This is a genomic window from Variovorax sp. TBS-050B (assembly GCF_029893635.1).
Classification (GTDB): Bacteria; Pseudomonadota; Gammaproteobacteria; order Burkholderiales; family Burkholderiaceae_C; genus Variovorax.
The window spans coordinates 3,156,377-3,177,130 of record NZ_JARXYR010000002.1; the positions used below are offsets into that span (position 1 = coordinate 3,156,377).

General features: G+C 70.7%; 17 protein-coding genes. 9 read left to right on the forward strand and 8 right to left on the reverse strand.

The window, feature by feature from the left end:
- The first annotated feature begins 30 nt into the window (after positions 1-30).
- A complete protein-coding gene (locus tag M2165_RS17675; protein ID WP_280815888.1) occupies positions 31-462 on the forward strand; it encodes a PaaI family thioesterase in 432 nt (143 codons plus the stop codon).
- On the opposite strand, the gene M2165_RS17680 is transcribed toward M2165_RS17675, so the two are convergent.
- The gene (locus M2165_RS17680) at positions 386-1,612 is read right to left on the reverse strand and encodes an acyltransferase family protein (protein WP_280815889.1); all 1,227 of its coding nucleotides are present in this window, start codon (positions 1,610-1,612) and stop codon (positions 386-388) included. The genes M2165_RS17675 and M2165_RS17680 overlap by 77 nt on opposite strands.
- Positions 1,613-1,763: 151 nt before the next feature.
- Between M2165_RS17680 and M2165_RS17685 the strand changes: the two genes are divergently transcribed.
- Together M2165_RS17685 and M2165_RS17690 are read left to right on the forward strand one after the other, a co-directional pair.
- The gene (locus M2165_RS17685) at positions 1,764-2,660 is read left to right on the forward strand and encodes a LytTR family DNA-binding domain-containing protein (RefSeq protein WP_280815890.1); all 897 of its coding nucleotides are present in this window, start codon (positions 1,764-1,766) and stop codon (positions 2,658-2,660) included.
- A 206-nt stretch (positions 2,661-2,866) separates the two neighbouring features.
- Entirely contained in the window at positions 2,867-4,069 is a 1,203-nt protein-coding gene (locus tag M2165_RS17690) for an ammonium transporter (protein WP_280815891.1), read from the forward strand.
- An 18-nt stretch (positions 4,070-4,087) separates the two neighbouring features.
- On the opposite strand, the gene M2165_RS17695 is transcribed toward M2165_RS17690, so the two are convergent.
- Positions 4,088-4,447, reverse strand: a complete 360-nt coding sequence (locus tag M2165_RS17695; RefSeq protein ID WP_280815892.1) for a hypothetical protein — start codon at positions 4,445-4,447, stop codon at positions 4,088-4,090.
- Between the two features lie 187 nt (positions 4,448-4,634).
- On the opposite strand from M2165_RS17695, the gene M2165_RS17700 reads away from it, so the two are divergent.
- Together M2165_RS17700 and M2165_RS17705 are read left to right on the forward strand one after the other, a co-directional pair.
- Positions 4,635-5,687, forward strand: coding sequence for a GNAT family N-acetyltransferase (locus M2165_RS17700; RefSeq protein WP_280815893.1), 1,053 nt, complete (start codon positions 4,635-4,637; stop codon positions 5,685-5,687).
- A gap of 104 nt (positions 5,688-5,791) precedes the next feature.
- The gene (locus tag M2165_RS17705; RefSeq protein WP_280815894.1) at positions 5,792-6,730 is read left to right on the forward strand and encodes a succinylglutamate desuccinylase/aspartoacylase family protein; all 939 of its coding nucleotides are present in this window, start codon (positions 5,792-5,794) and stop codon (positions 6,728-6,730) included.
- 24 nt (positions 6,731-6,754) lie between these two features.
- Here M2165_RS17705 and M2165_RS17710 read toward each other — a convergent pair whose 3' ends face one another.
- Together M2165_RS17710 and M2165_RS17715 are read right to left on the reverse strand one after the other, a co-directional pair.
- Positions 6,755-7,645 (reverse strand): M23 family metallopeptidase, encoded by an 891-nt coding sequence (locus M2165_RS17710; protein ID WP_280815895.1) that lies wholly within the window; start codon positions 7,643-7,645, stop codon positions 6,755-6,757.
- Complete coding sequence (locus M2165_RS17715; protein ID WP_280815896.1) at positions 7,642-9,459, reverse strand: glutamine--tRNA ligase/YqeY domain fusion protein; 1,818 nt, start codon at positions 9,457-9,459, stop codon at positions 7,642-7,644. Before M2165_RS17715 ends, M2165_RS17710 begins: the two co-directional genes overlap by 4 nt.
- A 132-nt stretch (positions 9,460-9,591) precedes the next feature.
- On the opposite strand from M2165_RS17715, the gene M2165_RS17720 reads away from it, so the two are divergent.
- A complete protein-coding gene (locus tag M2165_RS17720; protein ID WP_280815897.1) occupies positions 9,592-9,927 on the forward strand; it encodes a hypothetical protein in 336 nt (111 codons plus the stop codon).
- Between the two features lie 107 nt (positions 9,928-10,034).
- Here the strand turns inward: M2165_RS17720 and M2165_RS17725 are convergent, their stop codons facing one another.
- Genes M2165_RS17725 through M2165_RS17740 form a run of 4 tightly spaced genes read right to left on the reverse strand, consistent with a single transcriptional unit; the run spans position 10,035 to position 12,864 of the window.
- On the reverse strand, positions 10,035-10,895 hold the full coding sequence (locus M2165_RS17725) for a LytTR family DNA-binding domain-containing protein (protein WP_280815898.1): 861 nt from the start codon (positions 10,893-10,895) through the stop codon (positions 10,035-10,037).
- Positions 10,892-11,992 carry a histidine kinase gene (locus M2165_RS17730; protein WP_280815899.1) on the reverse strand — a complete coding sequence of 367 codons (1,101 nt, stop codon included), beginning with the start codon at positions 11,990-11,992 and terminating at the stop codon, positions 10,892-10,894. Before M2165_RS17730 ends, M2165_RS17725 begins: the two co-directional genes overlap by 4 nt.
- On the reverse strand, positions 11,989-12,288 hold the full coding sequence (locus M2165_RS17735; RefSeq protein WP_280815900.1) for a 2TM domain-containing protein: 300 nt from the start codon (positions 12,286-12,288) through the stop codon (positions 11,989-11,991). The genes M2165_RS17730 and M2165_RS17735 overlap by 4 nt, the downstream gene beginning before the upstream one ends.
- Positions 12,289-12,342: 54 nt before the next feature.
- Positions 12,343-12,864 carry a DUF6622 family protein gene (locus M2165_RS17740; protein ID WP_280815901.1) on the reverse strand — a complete coding sequence of 174 codons (522 nt, stop codon included), beginning with the start codon at positions 12,862-12,864 and terminating at the stop codon, positions 12,343-12,345.
- A gap of 220 nt (positions 12,865-13,084) precedes the next feature.
- Here M2165_RS17740 and M2165_RS17745 point away from each other — a divergent pair, with 220 nt between their 5' ends.
- Genes M2165_RS17745 through M2165_RS17755 form a run of 3 tightly spaced genes read left to right on the forward strand, consistent with a single transcriptional unit; the run spans position 13,085 to position 20,749 of the window.
- Entirely contained in the window at positions 13,085-14,398 is a 1,314-nt protein-coding gene (locus tag M2165_RS17745; RefSeq protein WP_280815902.1) for an efflux RND transporter periplasmic adaptor subunit, read from the forward strand.
- Positions 14,399-14,402: 4 nt separating this feature from the next.
- A complete protein-coding gene (locus M2165_RS17750; RefSeq protein ID WP_280815903.1) occupies positions 14,403-17,510 on the forward strand; it encodes an efflux RND transporter permease subunit in 3,108 nt (1,035 codons plus the stop codon).
- Positions 17,507-20,749, forward strand: coding sequence for an efflux RND transporter permease subunit (locus tag M2165_RS17755; RefSeq protein ID WP_280815904.1), 3,243 nt, complete (start codon positions 17,507-17,509; stop codon positions 20,747-20,749). Before M2165_RS17750 ends, M2165_RS17755 begins: the two co-directional genes overlap by 4 nt.
- Positions 20,750-20,754 lie beyond the last annotated feature (5 nt).

The following is a 20,754-nucleotide window of genomic DNA, read 5'->3' on the forward strand; positions in this document are numbered from 1 at the left end:
CATTCCCGCCGAAGAGAAAGAAGGACCGCCATGCTCGACACCATCCAGGCCATCAACCGGACCGCCGCGTTCAACCGCTGGGCCGGCTTCGAGGTCACGCGCGCCGCCGACGGCGAGGCCGAGCTGCGCATGGCCTGGCGCGAGGAGGACATGGGCCAGTACGCCGGCTTCCTGCACGCGGGGCTGATCGGCGCCATGCTCGACACCGCCTGCGGCTTTGCGGCCGCGACGGTGGCGGGGCGGGTGCTGGCCTCGCACTTCTCGGTCAACTGCCTCTCGCCCGCGATCGGCCGTGTCTTCGTGGCGCGCGGCCGGGTGGTGAAGGCCGGGCGCAAGCAGGTCTTCGCCACGGCCGAGCTCCATGGCCAGGGCGAGGGCGACAGCCTCAAGCTCCTGGCGACGGGGAGCGCCATCCTGGTTCCGGTGGAAGAGGCGCCGCCCGCGACGCCGCCGCGCGCCTGAGCCCGAAGCAGGGCCGCAGCCAGCCGACGCGGCGGGTCAGCCCGTCGGTCAGCAGCGCGCAGCCGGCGATGGTCAGCAGCACGAGCAGTGCGGGCTCGAGCACCGGCCCCAGCGCCAGCGGCGCGAGCAGCACGATGCCCGCGACGATCAGCGTCTGGTGCAGCACGTACCAGGGATAGACCGACGCGTTGGCCCAGCGCAGCCATGGCCATGGCCGGTTCAGGTGGCGATGGCCGTGGCCCAGCAGGGTGGCGACCGCGAGCCACAGGTAGAGCATGCGCAGCACGTCGATCGCCGCGCCGGAAAGCGGCCCTCGCGGGCCGAGCCGCAGCGCGACGAAGGCACCGAACGCCGCCGCCGCGAGCAGCAGCGACACCCGCCGCAGGCGCGCCAGCTCGTGCCAGATGCCGGCGTCCGTGCCCATCCACCAGCCGTAGAGGAACACGGTGAAGTAGATGCTGTGCAGGTGGAAGTCGCGCACCAGGTCGTGCGTGGGCGGAAAGTGCGGCGCCAGCAGCATCGTCCAGGCGATCAGCGGCAGCGCGGGCAGCACCAGCAGGCGCCATCCGCGCAGGCCGTCGAAGCCGCGGCGGATCGCCTGGCCGGCGCGCGAGCGCCACAGCGGCAGCGTGAGCGCCACGACCGCGGTGTAGGCGAACAGGTAGGGCAGGTACCAGAGGTGGTTCCAGGTGATGCCGAATGCCGCGCCGGTGAAGGCCTGCCGCGGCCAGGGCTCGCGCATCGGCAGGTAGCGCAGCAGGAAGGTGCCGAAGCCGGGCGCCACCAGCCCATTGGCCACCCCTTCCGCATAGGCCTGGTAGGGCACCACGACCGCCATGCCGAAGACCAGCGGCAGCAGCAGCCGCATGCCGCGGCCGCGCAGCAGCTGCCAGGGGCTCCGGCCGCGGCTGAGCAGGGCCAGCGACACGCCCGAGATCAGGAACACCAGGTCCATGCGCCAGAGGTTGAGCATCCGCATCGGCCATTGCAGCCATTCGGCCGCATGCGGGCTCTTGAGGTGCCAGGGCCAGCCGGCCACGTAGTACATGGCGACGTGGTAGAGGATGACGAGCAGGAAGGCGAGCGCGCGCAGCGCGTCGATGTCGTGGCGGCGAGCCGATGGGGCGGCGAGGGCGGACGGGGGGTGCATGGAAGTTCCTTGGGAACGCGAGCGCCCATGGTTGCGGTGCCCCGCCGCCCGCGGCGCGTCCGCGGGACCAGCCGCGCGCTTTTTGTGACGAGCGGCGGCCCCGCGGGACGAAATTTCCCCGCGCGGCACGCGGATCGCGAGAATCCCGCCCATGGGAGATTCCCCGAAGAACCTGTACGAACGCTACGAACCGGTCCGCCGCCGCGTGGAAGTCGGCTTCTGGATCGTCTTCATGGCGCTGCAGGCGCTGTTCAACACCAGCGTGGCGCTGGTCGACGCGCGCGATCGCGCGGTGCCGCGCGCCGCCTGGGAGATCGTGACCTGGGAGGTGTCGAGCCACCTCGTGCTGCTGGCGCTGGTGCCGGCCGTGGTGGCGCTCCAGCGCCGGCTCGCGCCGCTCGCGCGGACCCGGCTGCTGCACTACCTGGCCTGGCATCTGGCCGGCAGCGTGATGTTCAGCCTGGTGCACGTGGCCGCGATGTTCGCGCTGCGGGCCCTGGTCTACGCGGCCGCCGGCGAGCGCTACGACTTCGCGGGCTGGACCGGCCGCTGGGGCTACGAATACCTCAAGGACGTGCGCGCCTACCTGTCGATGGTGTTCGGCATCTGGGTCTACGGCGTCTTCATGCTGCGGCTGCAGGGCGAGGCGCGGCTGCTCGATCCGCCCGAGGCGGCGCCCGCCGCTGCGGCCGCCGAACGGAGCCCGCCCGCGCCGCCGGCGCGGCCGGAGCGCTTCCTGGTGCGCAAGCTGCGGCGCGAGTTCCTCATCGCCGCAGGCGACATCGACTGGCTGCAGGCCGAGGGCAACTACGTCGGCCTGCACGTCAACGGCCACGACTACCTGCTGCGCGCCACGCTGACCGACTTTCTGACCCAGCTCGATCCCGCCCGCTTCGTGCGGGTGCACCGCAGCCATGCGGTGAACCTCGGGCGCATCCGCGAGATCGAGCCGCTCGACGGCGGCGACGCCCGGCTGCACATGCACGACGGCACCACCGTGCCCTGCAGCCGCCGCTACCGCGACGCGCTGCGCGCCGCGGCGGGCTGAGGCGGCGCCCCGCCCTGCCGGCAGCGCCATCCGGGTGCGCGGCGGTGCGTCCCGTTCCGGTGCGAGGTGCCCGCTTCAGGCCCCGGAATGGCTCGGCATGCACCATCTACGCGCTTTCAGGCACCGTTTTTGCTTGCCTGCGGCGCCGGCCCGATCGATTCGGGTGCGATGCACCAATTCAATCCCAAAAACTGCAAGAAGCTCCCATGGACGCACTCAAACAGGGCGCAGATGCGCTGTTCATCCTCCTCGGCGCCATCATGGTCCTGGCCATGCATGCCGGCTTTGCCTTTCTGGAACTGGGCACCGTGCGCAAGAAGAACCAGGTCAATGCGCTGGTGAAGATCCTGGTCGACTTCTCGGTCTCGACCATCGTGTACTTCGTCGTCGGCTACGGCGTGGCCTACGGCACGCATTTCTTCGTGGGCGCGGGCGAGCTGGCCGCCAGGAGCGGCTTCGAGCTCGTGAAGTTCTTCTTCCTGCTGACCTTCGCGGCCGCCATTCCGGCCATCATCTCCGGCGGCATCGCCGAGCGCGCCAAGTTCTGGCCGCAGCTCATCGCCACCGCCGTCATCGTCGGGCTGGTGTATCCCTTCTTCGAGGGCATCGCCTGGAACAAGCACTTCGGCATCCAGGAATGGATCGCCTCGGTCACCGGCCACGAGTTCCACGATTTCGCGGGCTCGGTGGTGGTGCATGCGGTGGGCGGCTGGCTCGCGCTGCCCGCGGTGCTGCTGCTCGGCGCGCGCCGCAACCGCTACCGCGGCGACGGCTCGCTGTCTGCGCATCCGCCGTCGAACATTCCCTTCCTCGCGCTCGGCGCCTGGGTGCTCTGCGTGGGCTGGTTCGGCTTCAACGTGATGAGCGCGCAGACCATCGACAAGATCTCGGGCCTGGTGGCCGTCAATTCGCTGATGGCGATGGTCGGCGGCACGCTGGTGGCGCTGGCGATGGGCCGCAACGACCCGGGCTTCGTCTACAACGGACCGCTGGCGGGCCTGGTGGCCGTGTGCGCGGGCTCCGACCTGATGCACCCGATCGGCGCGCTGGTGGTGGGCGGCGTGGCCGGCGCGATCTTCGTCTTCATGTTCACGCTCACGCAGAACAAATGGAAGGTCGACGACGTGCTCGGCGTCTGGCCGCTGCACGGCCTGTGCGGCACCTGGGGCGGCATCGCGGCCGGCCTCTTCGGCACCCAGGCGCTTGGCGGCATCGGCGGCGTGAACCTCGGCGCGCAACTCATCGGCACCTTGATGGGCGTGGTGTGGGCGCTCGCGGGCGGCTTCGCGGTGTACGGCGCGCTCAAGGCCACCATGGGGCTCAGGCTGTCGCAGGAAGAGGAGTTCGACGGCGCCGACCTGTCGATCCACCACATCTCGGCCACGCCGGAGCGCGAAGTCAACTGGTGACCGGGCAGGGCGGCGGCCTCAGCACTTCTGGAAGCGCCTGCATGCGGGCACCGCGCGGATCGCCACCACCGTGTTCTCGCCGTCGATGCGGCGCGAGACGAACTCCACCGGCGAGTCGTCGGCGATGCCGTCCAGCAGCGCGCGGTCGGCGAGCCGGAAGGTCTGCGTGCTGAACGGCAGCTTCGCGCGCGGCACCAGCGTGAGCCGGACGTAGGGCTTGCCGGCTTCCTCGTGCGCCGACTTGAATCGGGCGCGGGTGTAGACGGGCTGGGTCTCGCCAGCGGCCGGGGCCGGCGTGGGCTGCGCGGCGGCGGGTCCGGCGATGAGGCTCAGGCCCAGGGCGGCCAGGGCCAGGTGATGTGATGGCGAGAAGGGCATGCGCAGGCTCCTTGTCCGAAGGCGCGGGAAGCCCATTCTGGCGCGCCCGACCTTCGGCGCCGCCAAAGGCCGGTCGGCCTTTCTTCTTTCTTCTCGGCTTTGGCTTTGCCAAAGCTTGGCTTCTGCACAATCGCCGCCCCGCGAATGCGGCGACGTACGCCGCACCGGGACCTCAGGGAGAGAGACCATGACCGACATCCAACGTTTCGACGTCGACACGGCCGGCCCGGCCGAGTGGGCGCGCTTTCATCGCTACCGGCGCCTTCGCGACGAGGAGCTGCACCCCGGCGAGCCGCAGTCCACCGACGCCGATTTCGAGCACGCGGCGCGCCGCCGCATGCCCTTCTTCGAGGCCGAGCGCTTCGTGGCCCTCGAAGGCGCCGAGCAGGTCGGCAACCTGATGATCTGGCGGCGGCGGCCCGATGCGCCGAACAGCGAGCCTTTTGCGCCGCATGCGGACGCATGGCTCGGCGTGCTGGAGGCGCACCGGCGCCGCGGCATCGGCAGCCGGCTGCTGCAGCCGCTCCTGGCCTTCATGCGTACGCATGGCAAGACGGTCGCCACGATGAACACCTTTCATCCCGACGGGCACGCCTTCCTGGCCGCCGCGGGCGCGGTCCTCAAGCACCGCGCGGTGGAAAGCCGGATGCAGATCGACCGCCTCGATGCCGGGCAACTCGCGCGCTGGAAGGCCGAGGGCAATGCAGGCGGCGCGCTGCAGTTCGAGATCCATGCCGGCCGCACGCCGATGGAGCGCCTCGCGCAACTGATGACACCGTTCTCGGACATGTTCAACGACATGCCGCTCGGCGAACTCGAACTGCCGCCCGCGCGCTACGAGCTCGATGGCTATGCCGACTGGTACCGCGAACTGGACCGCAGCGGCGGCGAGCACCACCTCGTGCTGCTGGTCGACGCCGACGGCATGCTGGCCGCGATGTGCGAGGCCTACTGGGACGCCCGCACGCCGGAGCGCCTGTACCAGCGCCTGACCGGCGTGGCGCGGGCCTGGCGCGGCCGCTCGCTGGCCAAGGCGGTGAAGGCCGCGATGCTCGAGAACGTGCGCGCACGGCATCCCGGGCTGCGCACCGTCATCACCTACAACGCGGAGGTCAACGCGCCGATCCTCGCGATCAACCGGCGGCTGGGCTTCGAGGTGCATCGGCGGCAGGGCTTCTACCAGCTGGGGGTCGAAGCGCTTGCGGCATACATGGCGCGGCGCGGCGAACCGGCGGCGTGAGGGCGCGCGCGTCGGTGCGGAACCCGGCTGAAAGCGGCGCCCGGCACGAACATGCGGGCTGTAGCAAACTCGCCCCACCTCCGCTTCGCCCGCCTCACGCCACCATGACCCTCACGCCCCCCGCCTTCGAAGTCCTGCCGCGCGATCTCTCGGCCTACCGCCAGGGCAACATCGGCATCGACTACGTGCACCGCTTCGAATCCGGCAAGCCCGGCCCGCACGTGCTGATCAACGCCCTCACGCACGGCAACGAGATCTGCGGCATGACGGCCGCCACCCACCTGCTCGACCAGGGCGTGCGCCCGAAGATCGGCACGCTGACCGTGAGCTTCGCGAACATCGAGGCCTACGAATCGTTCAGCCAGGAGGCGCCCTACGACAGCCGCCAGATCGTGCACAACCTCAACCGCATCTGGTCGCCCGATTGGCTCGACGGCAGCGAGGACAGCCCCGAGCTGCGCCGCGCGCGCATCCTGCGCCCCGTGGTCGAAGCGGCCGACCACATCCTCGACATCCACTCGACCAGCCAGGACGTCGTGCCGTTCTGGGTCTACCCGGCCTTCGAGCGCAACGCCGCGGTGGCCATGGCCGTCGGCCGGCCGCCGGTGCATCTGGTGATGCCCGAGGGCCTCGGCTCGGGCACGCCGCTGATCCAGTACGGCCGCCACGGCGGCCCCGAGGGCGATGGCGTGGCGCTGGTGGTCGAATGCGGCCAGCACTTCCGGCGCTCGGCATCGGAGCTGGCGACTGCGGTGGCATACGACTTCCTCGCCCATTTCGGCCTCGTCGACCCCGTGGAGCCGGCCGCACCCGCACCCGAACCGCAGCGCCGCTTCGAGCTGCTGCAGACGCATGTGATCCAGCGCGAGGACTTCGCCTTCGTGCGTCCTCTGATCGGCTTCGAGACCTTCGCGAAGGGCGAGCTGATCGCGACCAACGGAGCCGAGGAAATCCGCGCGCCGGTCGACGGCTGCACCGTGTTCATGCCCGCGCAGCGCGTGATCGTGGGGCGGGAGGCGGTGTATCTGACGAAGCCGATCTGAGCGGCGCCGCGTGCGCGTCGACCTTCAACCCGCCACGAACAGCGCCGGATCCACCATCGCCCGGTTGAGCATCACCGACCAGTGCAGGTGCGGCCCGGTCACGCGGCCGGTGGCGCCCACGGCGGCGAGCTGTTCGCCGGTCTTGAGCTGGTCGCCGGCCTTCACGTCGATGCGGCTCAGGTGGCAGTACATGGTGAGCAGGCCGCCGCCATGGTCGAGCCAGACGGTGCCGCCGTTGAAGAAGTAGTCGCCGGTGTCGATCACGCGGCCGGGGAGCGGCGCGAGCACGGGCGTGCCGGTGGCGGCGGCGATGTCCATGCCGCTGTGGGGATTGCGCGCCTGGCCGTTGAACACGCGGCGCAGGCCGAAGGAACTCGATCGGCGGCCGGGCACGGGCACCCGCATCTGCAGCGACGCATCGGGGCGCAGCTCGGTGCGGGTGGCGGTCACGGTGGCGAGGTGGTCGCGCTCGCGCTCGTAGCGGGCCTGGTCCTCGGCCGAGAGGTCGACGGTGCGCGGCGCGACGCTCAGGTGCTGCTCGCGGTACTGCTTGGGCGCGACGGTGTAGGCGATCCGGCGCGGCGCGGCGTCGGGCCGGGCCTGCACCGAGATGCTCGCTTCACCCGGCTCGGCCGACAGCGGAATGCCGACGATGGCAGTCCATTCGATGGCATCGCCGAGCACCAGCACCGGCTGGGCGGGATCGCTGCCGCCGACGCTTGCGAGCGGGCGCGCGGCCGCGGGGCCGAGCGACAGGCGGGCCACGCCGCCGGGCACCGGCGAGGCGCGGGGCCAGACCGGGGGCGGGGCCGCGGCGGAACGGGACTTGCGCGTGCTCGCGGCACCGGCGGGCAGGGCGAGCAGCGCGGCGCCGCCCAGCAGGAGACGGCGGCGGTCCATGGGCAGCCTGCTCATTTGCTCCAGCTGTCCCGCATGCCGGCCGCCCGGTTGAACACCACGCGCTGGCCTTCGGCAGCGGCCTTGGCGTCGCGCACGAAGTAGCCGTGGCGCTCGAACTGGAACGCCGCCTCGGGCTTCGCGTCGGCGAGCGAGGGTTCGACGTAGGCATGGCAGACCTGGAGGCTGTCGCGGTTCAGTTCCTCGAGCAGCTCGCCGCTGCCCGGATGGGCTTCGGCGAACAGCCGCTCGTACAGCCGCACCTCGGCCTGCACCGCGTCGGCCGCGGCCACCCAGGTGATGTTGCCCTTGACCTTGATCGCGTCGGCGCCGGGCGTGCCGCTCTTGGTGTCGGGCACGAGCGTGGCCTGCACCTCGACCAGGCGGCCGTCGGCATCGCGCGTGGCGCCGGTGCATTCGATGACGTGGCCGTACTTGAGCCGCACCTTGTTGCCCGGGAACAGGCGGAAGAAGCCCTTGGGCTGCACGTCCTCGTAGTCGGTGCGCTCGATCCAGACCTCGCGGCCGAGCTTGAAGCTGCGCTTGCCCATCTCGGGGTGGTGCGGATGCACGGGGGCCGAGCAGTCGTCGAGCACCTCATCGCCACCCATCAGTTCGCCCCAATTGGTGATGACGAGCCTGACCGGGTCGAGCACGGCCATCGCGCGCGGCGCGACCGGGTCGAGGGTGTCGCGCAGGGCGGCCTCCAGGCTCGCGTAGTCGATCCAGCCGCCCGACTTGGTGGTGCCGCTGCGTTCGCAGAACAGCCGCAGCGCCTCGGGCGTGTAGCCGCGCCGGCGCAGACCGGCGAGCGTGGGCATGCGCGGGTCGTCCCAGCCGTCGACGTGCTTTTCCTCGACCAGCTGGCGCAGCTTGCGCTTGCTCGTGAGCACGTGCGTCACGTTGAGGCGCGCGAACTCGTACTGGCGCGGATGCGGGCTCGCGATCAGGCCGCCTTCGGCGAGGCGGTCGAGCAGCCAGTCGTAGAACGGGCGCTGGTCCTCGAATTCGAGCGTGCAGATCGAATGGGTGATCTGCTCGAGCGCGTCCTCGATCGGATGGGCGTAGGTGTACATCGGGTAGATGCACCACTTGTCGCCGGTGTTGTGGTGCGTGGCCCGGCGGATGCGGTAGAGCGCCGGGTCGCGCATGTTGATGTTGGGGCTCGCCATGTCGATCTTCGCGCGCAGCGTGGCGGCGCCGTCGGGAAGCTTGCCATCGCGCATCTCGCGGAAGCGCGCGAGGTTCTCTTCGGGCGTGCGGTTGCGGAACGGGCTGTCGGTGCCGGGCGTGTTGAAGTCGCCGCGGTTGGCGCGCACCTCGTCGGCGCTCTGTTCGTCCACGTAGGCGAGGCCGGCGCCGATCAGGTATTCGGCCGCGCGGTACATGAAGTCGAAGTAGTCGCTCGCGAAGTATTCGTGCGGCTGCATCGTGCCGGGCGCGCTCGGGCGGTCGGCCAGGTAGGTTTCGTAGCCGAGCCAGCGGACCGCGTCGCGGATCGAATCGACGTATTCCTGCTCTTCCTTCTCGGGGTTGGTGTCGTCGAAGCGCAGGTGGCACACGCCGCCGTATTCCCGGGCAAGCTCGAAATTGAGCCAGATGCTCTTGGCATGGCCGATGTGCAGGTAGCCGTTGGGCTCGGGCGGGAAGCGCAGGCGCACCTTGGCGGGGTCGTGCATGCCCTGGGCGTGGTGGGCGGCGTCGCCGGGCGAGCCACCCCATTTGCGGCCGGAATAGGCGCCCTGCGCCAGGTCGTTCTCGATCACGTGGCGCAGGAAATTGCTCGGGGCAGCGGCGGTTTTCGCGCTGTCTTTGTCGTTCGGGGAGGTCATTGCGGCATTCTAGGAGGCTGTCAGCGCAGTTACCTTTGGCAACGTTCTTCACATTGCGGCGGGCAACCGGTTTGCATTTGGCGCGTTCAATACGCACATGGGCGGCAACGCCCCAACCAGGAGTTCCACATCATGAGCCTCACACGTTCAACCTTCTTCAAATGGGCTGCCGCGGGTGTCGTGGCAGCCGGCGCGCTGTTCGGTGCCACGTCGGCCAGTGCCCGTGGCGACGTGAGCTGGTCGATCGGCGTGGGCGTGCCGGGCGTGGCCGTCGGCGTGGGCAGCCCCGCCTACTATCCGGCCCCGGTCTACGCGGCGCCCGCGCCGGTGTACTACGCGCCGCCGCCCCCGGTGTACTACCGCCCGCCGCCGCCGGTCTACTACCGTCCGGCCCCGGTGTACTACGCGCCGCCGGCCTACTACTACGGCCCGCGCGGCTACTACCGCGGCCATCGCCACTGGCGTTGAGCGCGCGGCGGGGCAGCCCGCCGGCACCAGCCTGCCGACAAGAGCCGGTCCTTTGCGGGACCGGCTTTTTTTCGTGCGCGGCGGCGCTCCGAAGCCGCGCCGCCGTTTCACATGGCGCGAAACAGATGGGCGTAGAGCCGGCTCACCGGGATCTTCTCGGCCCGGCCGCGCAGGTCCAGGTGCAGCTTGCCGGCCTCGTCGCGGTGCACGGCCTCGATGGCCGAACTGCGCACCACCACCGCGCGGTGCACCTGCCAGAAGGTCTGCGCGTCGAGCTGGGGCAGCAGCTGCTTCAGCGGGGTGCGGATCAGGTATTCCTGCGTGGCGGTGAGCACCCGCACGTACTTGTCCGCGGCTTCGAAATACAGCACCTCGTCGATCGGCACCATGCGCACGGTGGCGCCGCCGGTGTCGCTCGCGGCAATCATCCGCAGCGGCGCGGCGACGGGCTGCGGCGGCGCGGTGCCGTCCTGGCCGGCCGCGGCCGAGAGCAGGCGGCGCCACTGCGCCAGGGTCTGCTCGAGCATCTCCTCGCCGGCCGGCGTGGGCGCGGCGGGGCGTTGCGCATGCAGCGCCTGCTGCAGCCGCTGCACGGTCCTGTGCAGGCGAGCGGCCTGCACGGGCTTGAGCACGTAGTCGATGGCCTGGGCATCGAAGGCGCGGGCGGCGTATTCGTCGTAGGCGGTCACGAAGACGAGCTGCGGCAGCGGCGCCCGGTCGGCGGGCCAGCTGTCGGCCAGTTCGGCGGCGGCGCCCAGGCCGTCGAGCCCGGGCATGCGGATGTCGAAGAACAGCACCTGCGGCAGGAGGCGCAGCGCCTCGCGCACGGCGCTCCTGCCGTCGCCGGCGACCGCGAGCACCTGGAGTTCGGGCCAGGCCGCGGCCAGTTCGGCACGCAGCGCCTGGGCGAGCAGGGGCTCGTCCTCGGCGATCAGGGCGGTGGGAGTGGTGGGGGTGGGCAGGTTCATGCGGATGGCTGCAGGGGCAGGTGCAGGACGGCACGGGTGCCGCCCGCGGGAGCGGCGGCCAGTTCGATGCGGCCCGCCTCGCCGTACATGGCGGCCAGCCGCTCGCGGACCTGGTCGAGGCCGAAGCCGCCGCCTTCCTGCCGGGGGGCGGCCGGCACCGCCGGGTCGAAGCCGACGCCGGTGTCGCTGACCTCGATCACGAGCTCTCCGTCGATGCGGCGCGCCCGCACCGCGATCTCGCCGCCTTCGACCTGGGGTTCGAGGCCGTGGCGGATGCTGTTCTCCACCAGCGGCTGCAAAAGCAGCGGCGGCACGGGCGCATCGCGCAGGTCGTCCGGCAGCTCGAGCGTGTAGCGCAGGCGCTCGCCCATGCGCACCGACATCAGTTCGAGGTAGTCGGCAAGGCGGTCGAACTCGGCTGCGAGCGGATGCGCGAGCGCGCGCGACCCGGCCAGCGTCATGCGCAGGTAGCTGTTGAGCCGGTCGAGCATCGCAACGGCGCGCGGCGGGTCGGTGGTGATCAGCACGCGCAGGTTGGCCAGCGTGTTGAACAGCATGTGCGGTTCGAGCTGGGTCTCGAGCAGCTTGAGCCGCGCCTCGGTGGCATTGCGCCGCGCGAGGTCGAGCTGGTTCTGCATGTGCCGGCTCTTGCCCAGGCTGTAGAAAAGGTAGGTCATGCCGGCCGTGGCCGCCAGCGTGACGGTGATGGTGGCGACCGTGCGCGCCTTGCCGAGCTTGTAGAACGCCAGGATCGGCCGGCCGCTGAAGGCGTCGCCGATCGCCTGGCCGGCAAAGAAGCCGATGGTCACGCTCACCGCCACCAGCACCACGCCGCGCGCGCCGCTCGGCCAGCGGGAGCCGTCGTTGCCGCTCAGCAGCAGCCGGCCCACGTCGATCAGGAGCCAACTGATGAGCCCGATCGAGAGCGAATAGACGAGCTGCCGGCTCCAGGTGCCGTCGGGCGAATTCATCGTCCCGACCATCACCGCGGCGATGACGCAGCAGCACGCCGCGGTGATCAGGCCGTGCCGCAGCAGGTCGTGCAGGTCGCGCGCGCCGAAGCGCGGCTCCGCGGCGGGCGCCCCGGTCTGGGTCAAGCCTTCTCCTTCTGCAGCGCGCGGCGCTCGCGCGCCACCAGCCGGTCGTACAGGCCGCCGCCGGTCGCGACCGACCAGACCACCGCGCCGTGGATCAGCAGGCCCAGGCCCCAGCCCATGAGCGGGTACACCGCCCAGTTGTGGCCGCGCGAGGCCGAGAGTCCGACCAGTCCGAGGTTGACCAGCACGTAGACGAAGGCATGGATGTACCAGCCCATCTTGGCGCCGGCACGGCGGCGAGCGGTTCTCTCGAGTTCGGTGGCGGAAGCGGTGTCGAGGCGTTGTGCGGGGTTCATGACGGTTCTCCAGGAACGAAGGTTGAGGGGAAGTCGATGAAGCGGTCGGCGATCTTAGGCCGAGCGCGCTTCGGCCGTGAGGGCGGCGCTGCGGGCGGCGAGCTTCCACAGGCGCAGGGCCCGCGCCGCGAAGATGCCGCTGAAGGCGCCGTACAGCATCGGAATGCCGACCGCGAAGGCGGCCTGCCGCTGCAGTTCGGGGTGCATGGCGAGCGCCACGCCCACGGCATATTTGGTGAAGAACACGCCCATCATCAGCGCCAGCGGCACGGCGCTGCCGGGCAGCTCGAAGCTGCGGGTGGCCGGCGCGTAGCGGATGCCCGCGGGCACCGGCGCCTGCAGCACCAGCAGCGCCAGCGCGAGCGCTGCCACGCCCCAGCCGAGCAGCGCGCCGGCCGATTCGCCGAAGGCCGAGATCACGCCGGCGAGCGACAGCCCCGTCATGCCCAGCGACGTCGCGGTGATCCGGCCGAGTCCGGCGCGGCCGGCCCGGAGCTGTTTGGCACCCAGCCACAGCAGCAGCGCGAAGACGGCAAAAACCCACTTGGGCGTGTGAACGATGATCTGCAGCAGCATGGTGGTTCTCCAGTGAGGGGTTCGATGGGCGGACTGTGCCGCCGCCCCCGCCGCGGCACCACCGCGCTGCGACGGAATGCGCCACGGCGGCGCGGGATGCGCTGCGCGGGCGCGAAATGCCGCTCTTTCGGCCAGCTTTACCGCCGCTTTACGCTTCGTAAGACAGGCGCGCTACGATCCGGCGCTCCACTAGCGGCTGTTCTTGCGCACTGCACACCCCATGGAATCACCGACCCCCGAGTCTTCTTCCGGCGATTCGCCTGCTGTCCCACCGGCACACCCCGTTTCATCCCCCCCGCCGCGGCAGCCCTCGCGCCGCAGACTCTGGCTCGGAAGCCTGCTCGCGCTGCTCTTGCTCGCGGCGCTGGCCGCAGGCGCCTGGTATCTCATCCACCGCAAGGACCGCGCCGCGGGCGGCCCGGGCTTCGGCGGCGCGACGGTCACGGTCGGCCATGCGGCCGCGCGCGAAACCGAGCTGCCCGTGACCATCGATGCGCTCGGCACCGTCACGCCGCTCGCGACCATCACGCTCAAGGCGCAGGTCGGCGGGGTGCTGACCGAGGTGCTGTTCACCGAAGGCCAGACGGTCGCGAAGAACCAGCTGCTCGCCCGCATCGACCCGCGCCCCTACGAGCAGGCGCTGATGCAGGCGCGCGGCACGCGCCAGCGCGACGAGGCCCAGCTCGAGGCCGCGCGCGTCACGCTCGCGCGCTACCGCACGCTGCTCGGGCAGGACTCGATCGCGCGGCAGGAGGTCGACACCCAGGCCGCGCTGGTGCGCCAGCTCGAAGGCACCGTCACCACCGACCAGGCCGCCGAGGCCGCGGCCCGGCTCAACCTCGACTACACCCGCATCACCGCGCCCGTGGCGGGCCGCATCGGCCTGCGCGCGGTGGACCCCGGCAACACCATCACGGCCAACGCGACCACCGGCATCGCGGTCATCACGCAGATGAACCCGATCGACGTGCAGTTCTCGGTGCCGCAGGACCGCGTGCCGGACATCCAGGCGCAACTGGCCCGCGGCGAGCCGCTGCCGGTGACCGCCTTCGACCGCACCCGCGCCGCGACGCTCGACACCGGCACCTTCTCCACGCTCGACAACGTGGTCGACACCACCACCGGCACCGTCAAGGCCAAGGCGCGCTTCGGCAATGCGCAGACCACGCTGTTCCCGAGCCAGTTCGTCAACGTGCAACTGCTGCTGCGCAAGCTGCGCGCGGTGGTGGTGCCGGTGACCGCGGTGCGCACCGGCCCGAACGGCGACTACGTCTACGTGATCAACGAGGACCGCACGGTCTCGATGCGCGCGGTCAAGCGCGGCGAGGCCAATGCGGAGGTGGTGGCGATCACCTCGGGCCTGCGCGCCGGCGAGAACGTGGTGACCGAAGGCGGCGACCGCATCAAGGACGGCGCGGTGGTGCAGCTGCAGGGCGACCGCCCCGCGGCGGGCCCGCGCGGCGCCGCCTCCGGTCCGCGCGGCGCGCGCGGGGAGGGCGGTGGAGAGCGGCGGCGCCAGCGTCCGCCGCAGTGACGCGATGAGTCCTTCCCGTCCGTTCATCGAGAGGCCGGTGGCCACGGCGCTGCTGATGGTGGCGATCGTGCTCGCGGGCTTCGTCGGCCTGCGCCTGCTGCCGCTGGCCGCGCTGCCGCAGGTCGACTACCCGACGATCCAGGTCCAGACGCTCTACCCGGGCGCGAGCCCCGAGGTCATGAGCCGCACCGTCACGGCGCCGCTGGAACGCCAGTTCGGCCAGATGGCGGGGCTCAACCGCATGAGCTCGGTGAGCTCGGCGGGCGTGTCCATCGTCACGCTGCAGTTCGCGCTCGATCAGACGCTCGACGTGGCCGAGCAGCAGGTGCAGGCCGCGATCAACGCCGGCGGCTCGCTGCTGCCGGCCGACCTGCCGGCGCCGCCGGTCTATGCCAAGGTCAACCCGGCCGATGCGCCCATCCTCACGCTGGCCGTGAGCTCCGAGACCATGCCGCTCACAGAGGTGCAGAACCTCGTGAACACGCGGCTCGCGCAGAAGATCAGCCAGGTTGGCGGGGTGGGGCTGGTGTCGCTCTCGGGCGGGCAGCGGCCGGCGGTGCGCATCCAGGCCGACACCAACGCGCTCGCATCGGTGGGCATCGGCCTCGACACGCTGCGCAGCGCGATCAGCGCGGCCAATGCCAACAGCGCCAAGGGCAGCTTCGACGGGCCGCGGCGCGCCTACACCATCAACGCCAACGACCAGCTCGTGACGGCGGACGACTACAAGAACCTGATCGTCGCGTGGAAGAACGGCGCGCCGATCCGCATGACCGACGTGGCGCGCGTAGTCGACGGCGCAGAGAACACGCAGCTCGGCGCCTGGGCCGCGCTGCGCGCGGGCGACGCGACGCCGACCCTCTACCCGGCCATCATCCTGAACGTGCAGCGCCAGCCCGGCGCCAACGTGATCGGCACGGTCGATGCCATCAAGCGCCAGCTGCCGGAACTCGCGGCCTCGCTGCCGGGCTCGCTCAAGCTCGAGGTGCTGAGCGACCGCACCACCGGCATCCGCGCCTCGGTCTCGCACGTGCAGCTCGAACTCGCGCTCGCGGTGGTGATGGTGGTGCTGGTGATCTTCTTCTTCCTGCACAGCGTGCGCGCCACCGTGATCGCCAGCCTCGCGGTGCCGATCTCGCTGATCGGCACCTGCGGGCTGATGTACCTGCTCGGCTACAGCCTCAACAACCTGAGCCTGATGGCGCTGACCATCGCCACCGGCTTCGTGGTGGACGACGCGATCGTGATGATCGAGAACATCGCGCGCTACCTCGAGGAGGGCGATCCGCCGTTCAAGGCCGCGCTCAAGGGGGCGACACAGATCGGCTTCACCATCATCTCGCTCACGGTGTCGCTGATCGCGGTGCTGATCCCGCTCCTGTTCATGGGCGACGTGGTGGGGCGCCTGTTCCGCGAATTCGCGGTCACGCTCGCGATCACGATCCTGATCTCTGCCGTGGTCTCGCTCACGCTGGTGCCGATGATGTCGGCGCGCTGGCTCAAGCCTCAGGCCGAGGAGGGCGGCCGCTTCGGTGCCGGCGTGCAGCGCTTCTTCGACAGGGTGATCGCACGCTACGACGTGTGGCTGCAGTGGGTGCTGCGCCACCAGCCGCTCACGCTGGTGGTGGCGGTCGCCACGCTCGCGCTCACGGTGCTGCTCTACGTTGTGATTCCCAAGGGCCTGTTCCCGACGCAGGACACCGGCCAGCTGCAGGCGCGCATCGAGGCGGCGCAGGACGTCTCGTACACGCGCATGGCCGAGCTGCAGCAGCAGGCCGCCAACGCGATCCTGGCCGACCCCGAGGTCGCGAGCGTGAGCTCGGTGGTCGGCGTGGACGCGGCCAACAACACGGCCCTCAACACGGGCAGCATGCTCATCAACATGCGCCCCGACCGCGGCGACCAGCAGCAGACCATGGCGCGGCTGCGAGAGCGCGTGCGCGCGGTGGCCGGCGTGACGCTCTACCTGCAGCCCACGCAGGACCTGACCATCGACGCCGAGACCGGCCCGACCGAGTTCCGCGTCTCGCTCGAAGGCGTGGACACCAACACCGTCGACACCTGGGCGCAGAAGCTGGTCGCACGGCTGCGCAGCGAGCCGCTGGTGCGCAACGCCACCACCACCGCGGGCGCGAAGGGGCTGGCGGCCTACGTCGACATCGACCGCAACACCGCCTCGCGCCTCTCGGTCACCGCGAGTTCGGTGGACGACACGCTCTACAGCGCCTTCGGCCAGCGCATCGTCTCGACCATCTTCACCGAGACCAACCAGTACCGGGTGATCCTCGAAGCACAGCGCGAGGCGCTGTCGTCGCCGCAGCTGCTCGGCAACCTGCAGCTGCGCACCGGCAGCGGCGCCGCGACCACGCTGTCGTCGATCGCCACGGTGCGCGAGCAGCCCGCGCCGCTCGCCGTCACCCACGTGGCGCAGTACCCATCGGCCACGGTCGGCTTCGACACGGCCGAAGGCGTGGCGCTCGGCAAGTCGGTCGCGGCCATCCGCGCGGCCGCGAAGGAGATCGGCATGCCCGCGAGCATGACCATGACCTTCCTCGGCGCCGCCGGCGCCTATGAGAAGTCGCTCACCAACCAGCTCTGGCTGATCCTGGCGGCGGTGGTGTGCGTGTACATCGTGCTCGGCGTGCTGTACGAGAGCTACATCCATCCGCTGACGATCCTCTCCACGCTGCCCTCGGCCGGCGTGGGCGCGCTGCTCGCGCTGATGCTCACGGGCAACGACCTGGGCGTGATCGGGATCATCGGCATCATCCTGCTGATCGGCATCGTCAAGAAGAACGCGATCATGATGATCGACTTCGCGATCGATGCCGAGCGGCGCGAGGGCAAGTCGCCGCAGGAGGCGATCCACCAGGCCGCGCTGCTGCGCTTCCGCCCGATCCTGATGACCACGCTGGCGGCGCTGTTCGCGGCGCTGCCGCTGATGTTCGGCTGGGGCGAGGGCGCGGAGCTGCGCCGGCCGCTGGGCCTCGCGATCTTCGGCGGCCTGGTCGTGAGCCAGGTGCTCACGCTCTTCACCACGCCCGTGGTCTACCTGGCCTTCCACCGGCTGGGCCGCCGCTTCGGGCGCAGGCAGGAGGCCGAAGCGGCATGAACCTGTCGAGGCCGTTCGTCGAGCGTCCGATCGCGACGGTGCTGCTGACCATCGGCATCGCGCTGGCCGGCATCGCGGCCTTCTTCGTGCTGCCGGTGTCGCCGCTGCCGCAGGTGGACTTTCCGACCATCTCGGTCACGGCCAGCCTTTCCGGTGCGAGCCCGAGCACCATGGCATCGAGCGTCGCCACGCCGCTGGAGCGAAGGCTCGGCGTGATCGCGGGCGTCAACGAGCTGACCTCGACCAGTTCCAACGGCTCGACCCGCATCAGCCTGCAGTTCGACCTCTCGCGCAACATCGACAGCGCCGCGCGCGAGGTGCAGGCCGCGATCAACGCCGCGCGCGCCGACCTGCCAGCCACGCTGCGCAGCAACCCGAGCTACCGCAAACGCAACCCGACGGCCGCGCCGATCGCAATCCTCGCGCTCACCTCCAAGACGCGCACGCCGGGCCAGATCTACGAAGCGGTGTCGAACATCGTGAGCCAGAAGCTCTCGCAGGTCGAGGGCGTGGGCGAGGTCGAGATCGGCGGCGGCTCGCTGCCGGCGGTGCGCGTGGAGCTCGAACCCTTCTCGCTGAACCGCTATGGCATCAGCACCGAGGACGTGCGCGCCGCGATCCAGGCCAACAACGCCAACCGGCCCAAGGGCGCGATCGAGAGCGAGGACCGCCGGCTGCAGATCTATACGCCGGCCCCCGGCCGCCATGCGGTGGAATACCGCGACATGGTGATCGCCTGGCGCAACGGCGCGGCGGTGCGGCTCGGCGACGTGGCGCGCGTGATCGACAGCGTGGAGAACACGCGCACGCTGGGCCTGTTCAACGGCCAGCCGGCGGTGATCGTGCTGGTCACGCAGGAGCCGGGCGCCAACATCATCGAGACGGTGGACGGCGTGCGCGAACTGCTGCCCGAGCTGCGCGCGCAGCTGCCGCAGGACATCGAGGTGCAGGTCGCCTCGGACCGCACCAACTCGATCCGCGCCTCGCTGCGCGAGATCGAGGCCACGCTGATGATCTCGGTCGCGCTCGTGGTGCTGGTGGTCGGGCTGTTCCTGCGCCGTGCGCGCGCGACGATCATCCCGGCCGTGGCCACCGTGGTGTCGCTGCTCGGCACCTTCGGCGTGATGCACCTGCTGGGCTACAGCCTCAACAACCTGAGCCTGATGGCGCTGACCGTGGCCACGGGCTTCGTGGTGGACGACGCGATCGTGGTGCTCGAGAACACCAGCCGCCACATCGAGGCCGGCATGGGCCGCATGGAGGCCGCGCTGCGCGGCGCGCGCGAGGTCGGCTTCACGGTGCTCTCGATCAGCCTGTCGCTCGTCGCTGTGTTCATTCCGCTGCTGTTCATGGACGGGCAGATCGGGCGGCTGTTCCGCGAGTTCGCGGTCACGCTGTCGGTGGCGGTGCTGATCTCGCTCGTGATCTCGCTGACCACCACGCCGATGCTCTGCGCGATGCTGCTGCGGCCCGAGGTGCCCGGCGGCAAGCCGCCCGGGCGGCTGGCGCGGATCGCGGAGCGCGCCTACCAGTGGAGCCTGCGCACCTATGCCCACAGCCTCGACTGGGCGCTCGCGAGCAAGGCGGTGGTGGTCGTGGTGCTGCTCGCCGTGGTCGGCCTCAACGTCTACCTGTTCGCCGCCATCCCCAAGGGCTACTTCCCCGAGCAGGACAACGGCCAGCTCAACGCCGGCCTGCGCGCCGACCAGAGCATCTCCTCGGTCGCGCTCGCCGAGAAGCTGCGCCAGGCGGTCGACATCATCCACAAGGATCCGGCGGTCGACACGGTGGTGGGCTTCTCGGGCGGCAGCCGCTCGGGCGGCGGCTTCATGTTCGTGAACCTGAAGCCGGCCTCGCAGCGCACCGAGAAGACGGCCGCGGTCATCAACCGGCTGCGGCCGCAGCTCAACCAGCTCACGGGCCTGCGCGTGTTCCTGAGCCCGGTGCAGGACCTTCGCATGGGCGGGCGCTCGAGCAACTCGACCTACCAGTACACGCTCAAGGGCGACAACCTGGCCGACCTGCGCACCTGGACCGCCCGGCTCGCCGACCGGCTGCGCCAGGAGACCGCGCTGACCGACGTGGACAGCGACCAGTCCGACAACGGCGTGGAGACCTACGTCGAGGTCGACCGCGAGAGCGCCGCGCGGCTGGGCGTGAGTTCGAGCGCGGTCGACAGCGCGCTCTACAACGCCTACGGCCAGCGCTCGGTCGCGACCATCTACGACGAGCTCAACCAGTACTCGGTGATCATGGAATGGGCGCCGCGCTACCAGCGCGCGCCGGTGGTGCTGAAGGACCTCTACGTGCCCTCGACGCTCACCACCGCCACCAGCGCCAGCGGCGCCGCCACCGTGAGCTCGCTCGCCAACACCACCGACGCGAGCACCGGCACCTCCACCACCACCTCGGCCAACCCGGGGCTGCGCACCGCCTCGACCGGGCAGGCGCTGGCGTCGAACACCACGCTGATGGTGCCGCTCGCGGCGATCGCGAAGATCAGCGAGCGCGCGGTGCCGAGCTCGATCGACCACCAGGACACCGAGCTCGCGAGCACCGTCTCGTTCAACCTGGGCGAGGGCGTGACCCTGCAGGACGCGCGCCGCATCGTCGCCCAGGCCGAGGCCGACATCGCCATGCCGACCAACGTGCGCGGCAGCTTCCAGGGCACGGCGCTCGCGGCGCAGCAGTCGCAGGGGCAGCAGCTGGCGCTGATCCTGGCGGCGATCGTGGTGATCTACATCGTGCTGGGCGTGCTCTACGAGAGCCTGGTGCACCCGGTCACGGTGCTGACCACGCTGCCCTCGGCCGGCGTGGGCGCGGTGCTCGCGCTGCTGCTGTTCAACATGGAGTTCTCGATCATCGCGCTGATCGGGCTCTTCCTCTTGATCGGCATCGTCAAGAAGAACGCGATCCTGATCATCGACTTCGCGCTCGAGGCCGAGCGCGCGCGCGGCATCTCGGCCGTCGAGGCGGTGCGCGAGGCCTGCCTGCTGCGATTCCGGCCGATCCTCATGACCACGCTCGCGGCCGCGCTCGGCGCGCTGCCGCTCGCGATCGGCTTCGGCCAGGGCGCGGAGCTGCGCCAGCCGCTGGGCGTGGCGATCATCGGCGGCCTGGTCGCGAGCCAGCTGCTCACGCTGCTGACCACGCCGGTGGTGTACGTGCTGCTCGACAAGCTGCGCCGGCGCGCGCCCGACGAGCGGCACCTGAGCCGCGCCGCGGGTTCGTCGACCTGAAAAGA

What these genes read in the sequence shown, in the direction of transcription:
- M2165_RS17675 (WP_280815888.1), top strand. Translation starts at nt 31, where the DNA reads ATGCTCGACACCATCCAGGCCATCAACCGGACCGCCGCGTTCAACCGC.
- M2165_RS17680 (WP_280815889.1), bottom strand. Translation starts at nt 1,612, where the DNA reads ATGCACCCCCCGTCCGCCCTCGCCGCCCCATCGGCTCGCCGCCACGAC.
- M2165_RS17685 (WP_280815890.1), top strand. Translation starts at nt 1,764, where the DNA reads ATGGGAGATTCCCCGAAGAACCTGTACGAACGCTACGAACCGGTCCGC.
- M2165_RS17690 (WP_280815891.1), top strand. Translation starts at nt 2,867, where the DNA reads ATGGACGCACTCAAACAGGGCGCAGATGCGCTGTTCATCCTCCTCGGC.
- M2165_RS17695 (WP_280815892.1), bottom strand. Translation starts at nt 4,447, where the DNA reads ATGCCCTTCTCGCCATCACATCACCTGGCCCTGGCCGCCCTGGGCCTG.
- M2165_RS17700 (WP_280815893.1), top strand. Translation starts at nt 4,635, where the DNA reads ATGACCGACATCCAACGTTTCGACGTCGACACGGCCGGCCCGGCCGAG.
- M2165_RS17705 (WP_280815894.1), top strand. Translation starts at nt 5,792, where the DNA reads ATGACCCTCACGCCCCCCGCCTTCGAAGTCCTGCCGCGCGATCTCTCG.
- M2165_RS17710 (WP_280815895.1), bottom strand. Translation starts at nt 7,645, where the DNA reads ATGAGCAGGCTGCCCATGGACCGCCGCCGTCTCCTGCTGGGCGGCGCC.
- M2165_RS17715 (WP_280815896.1), bottom strand. Translation starts at nt 9,459, where the DNA reads ATGACCTCCCCGAACGACAAAGACAGCGCGAAAACCGCCGCTGCCCCG.
- M2165_RS17720 (WP_280815897.1), top strand. Translation starts at nt 9,592, where the DNA reads ATGAGCCTCACACGTTCAACCTTCTTCAAATGGGCTGCCGCGGGTGTC.
- M2165_RS17725 (WP_280815898.1), bottom strand. Translation starts at nt 10,895, where the DNA reads ATGAACCTGCCCACCCCCACCACTCCCACCGCCCTGATCGCCGAGGAC.
- M2165_RS17735 (WP_280815900.1), bottom strand. Translation starts at nt 12,288, where the DNA reads ATGAACCCCGCACAACGCCTCGACACCGCTTCCGCCACCGAACTCGAG.
- M2165_RS17740 (WP_280815901.1), bottom strand. Translation starts at nt 12,864, where the DNA reads ATGCTGCTGCAGATCATCGTTCACACGCCCAAGTGGGTTTTTGCCGTC.
- M2165_RS17745 (WP_280815902.1), top strand. Translation starts at nt 13,085, where the DNA reads ATGGAATCACCGACCCCCGAGTCTTCTTCCGGCGATTCGCCTGCTGTC.
- M2165_RS17750 (WP_280815903.1), top strand. Translation starts at nt 14,403, where the DNA reads ATGAGTCCTTCCCGTCCGTTCATCGAGAGGCCGGTGGCCACGGCGCTG.
- M2165_RS17755 (WP_280815904.1), top strand. Translation starts at nt 17,507, where the DNA reads ATGAACCTGTCGAGGCCGTTCGTCGAGCGTCCGATCGCGACGGTGCTG.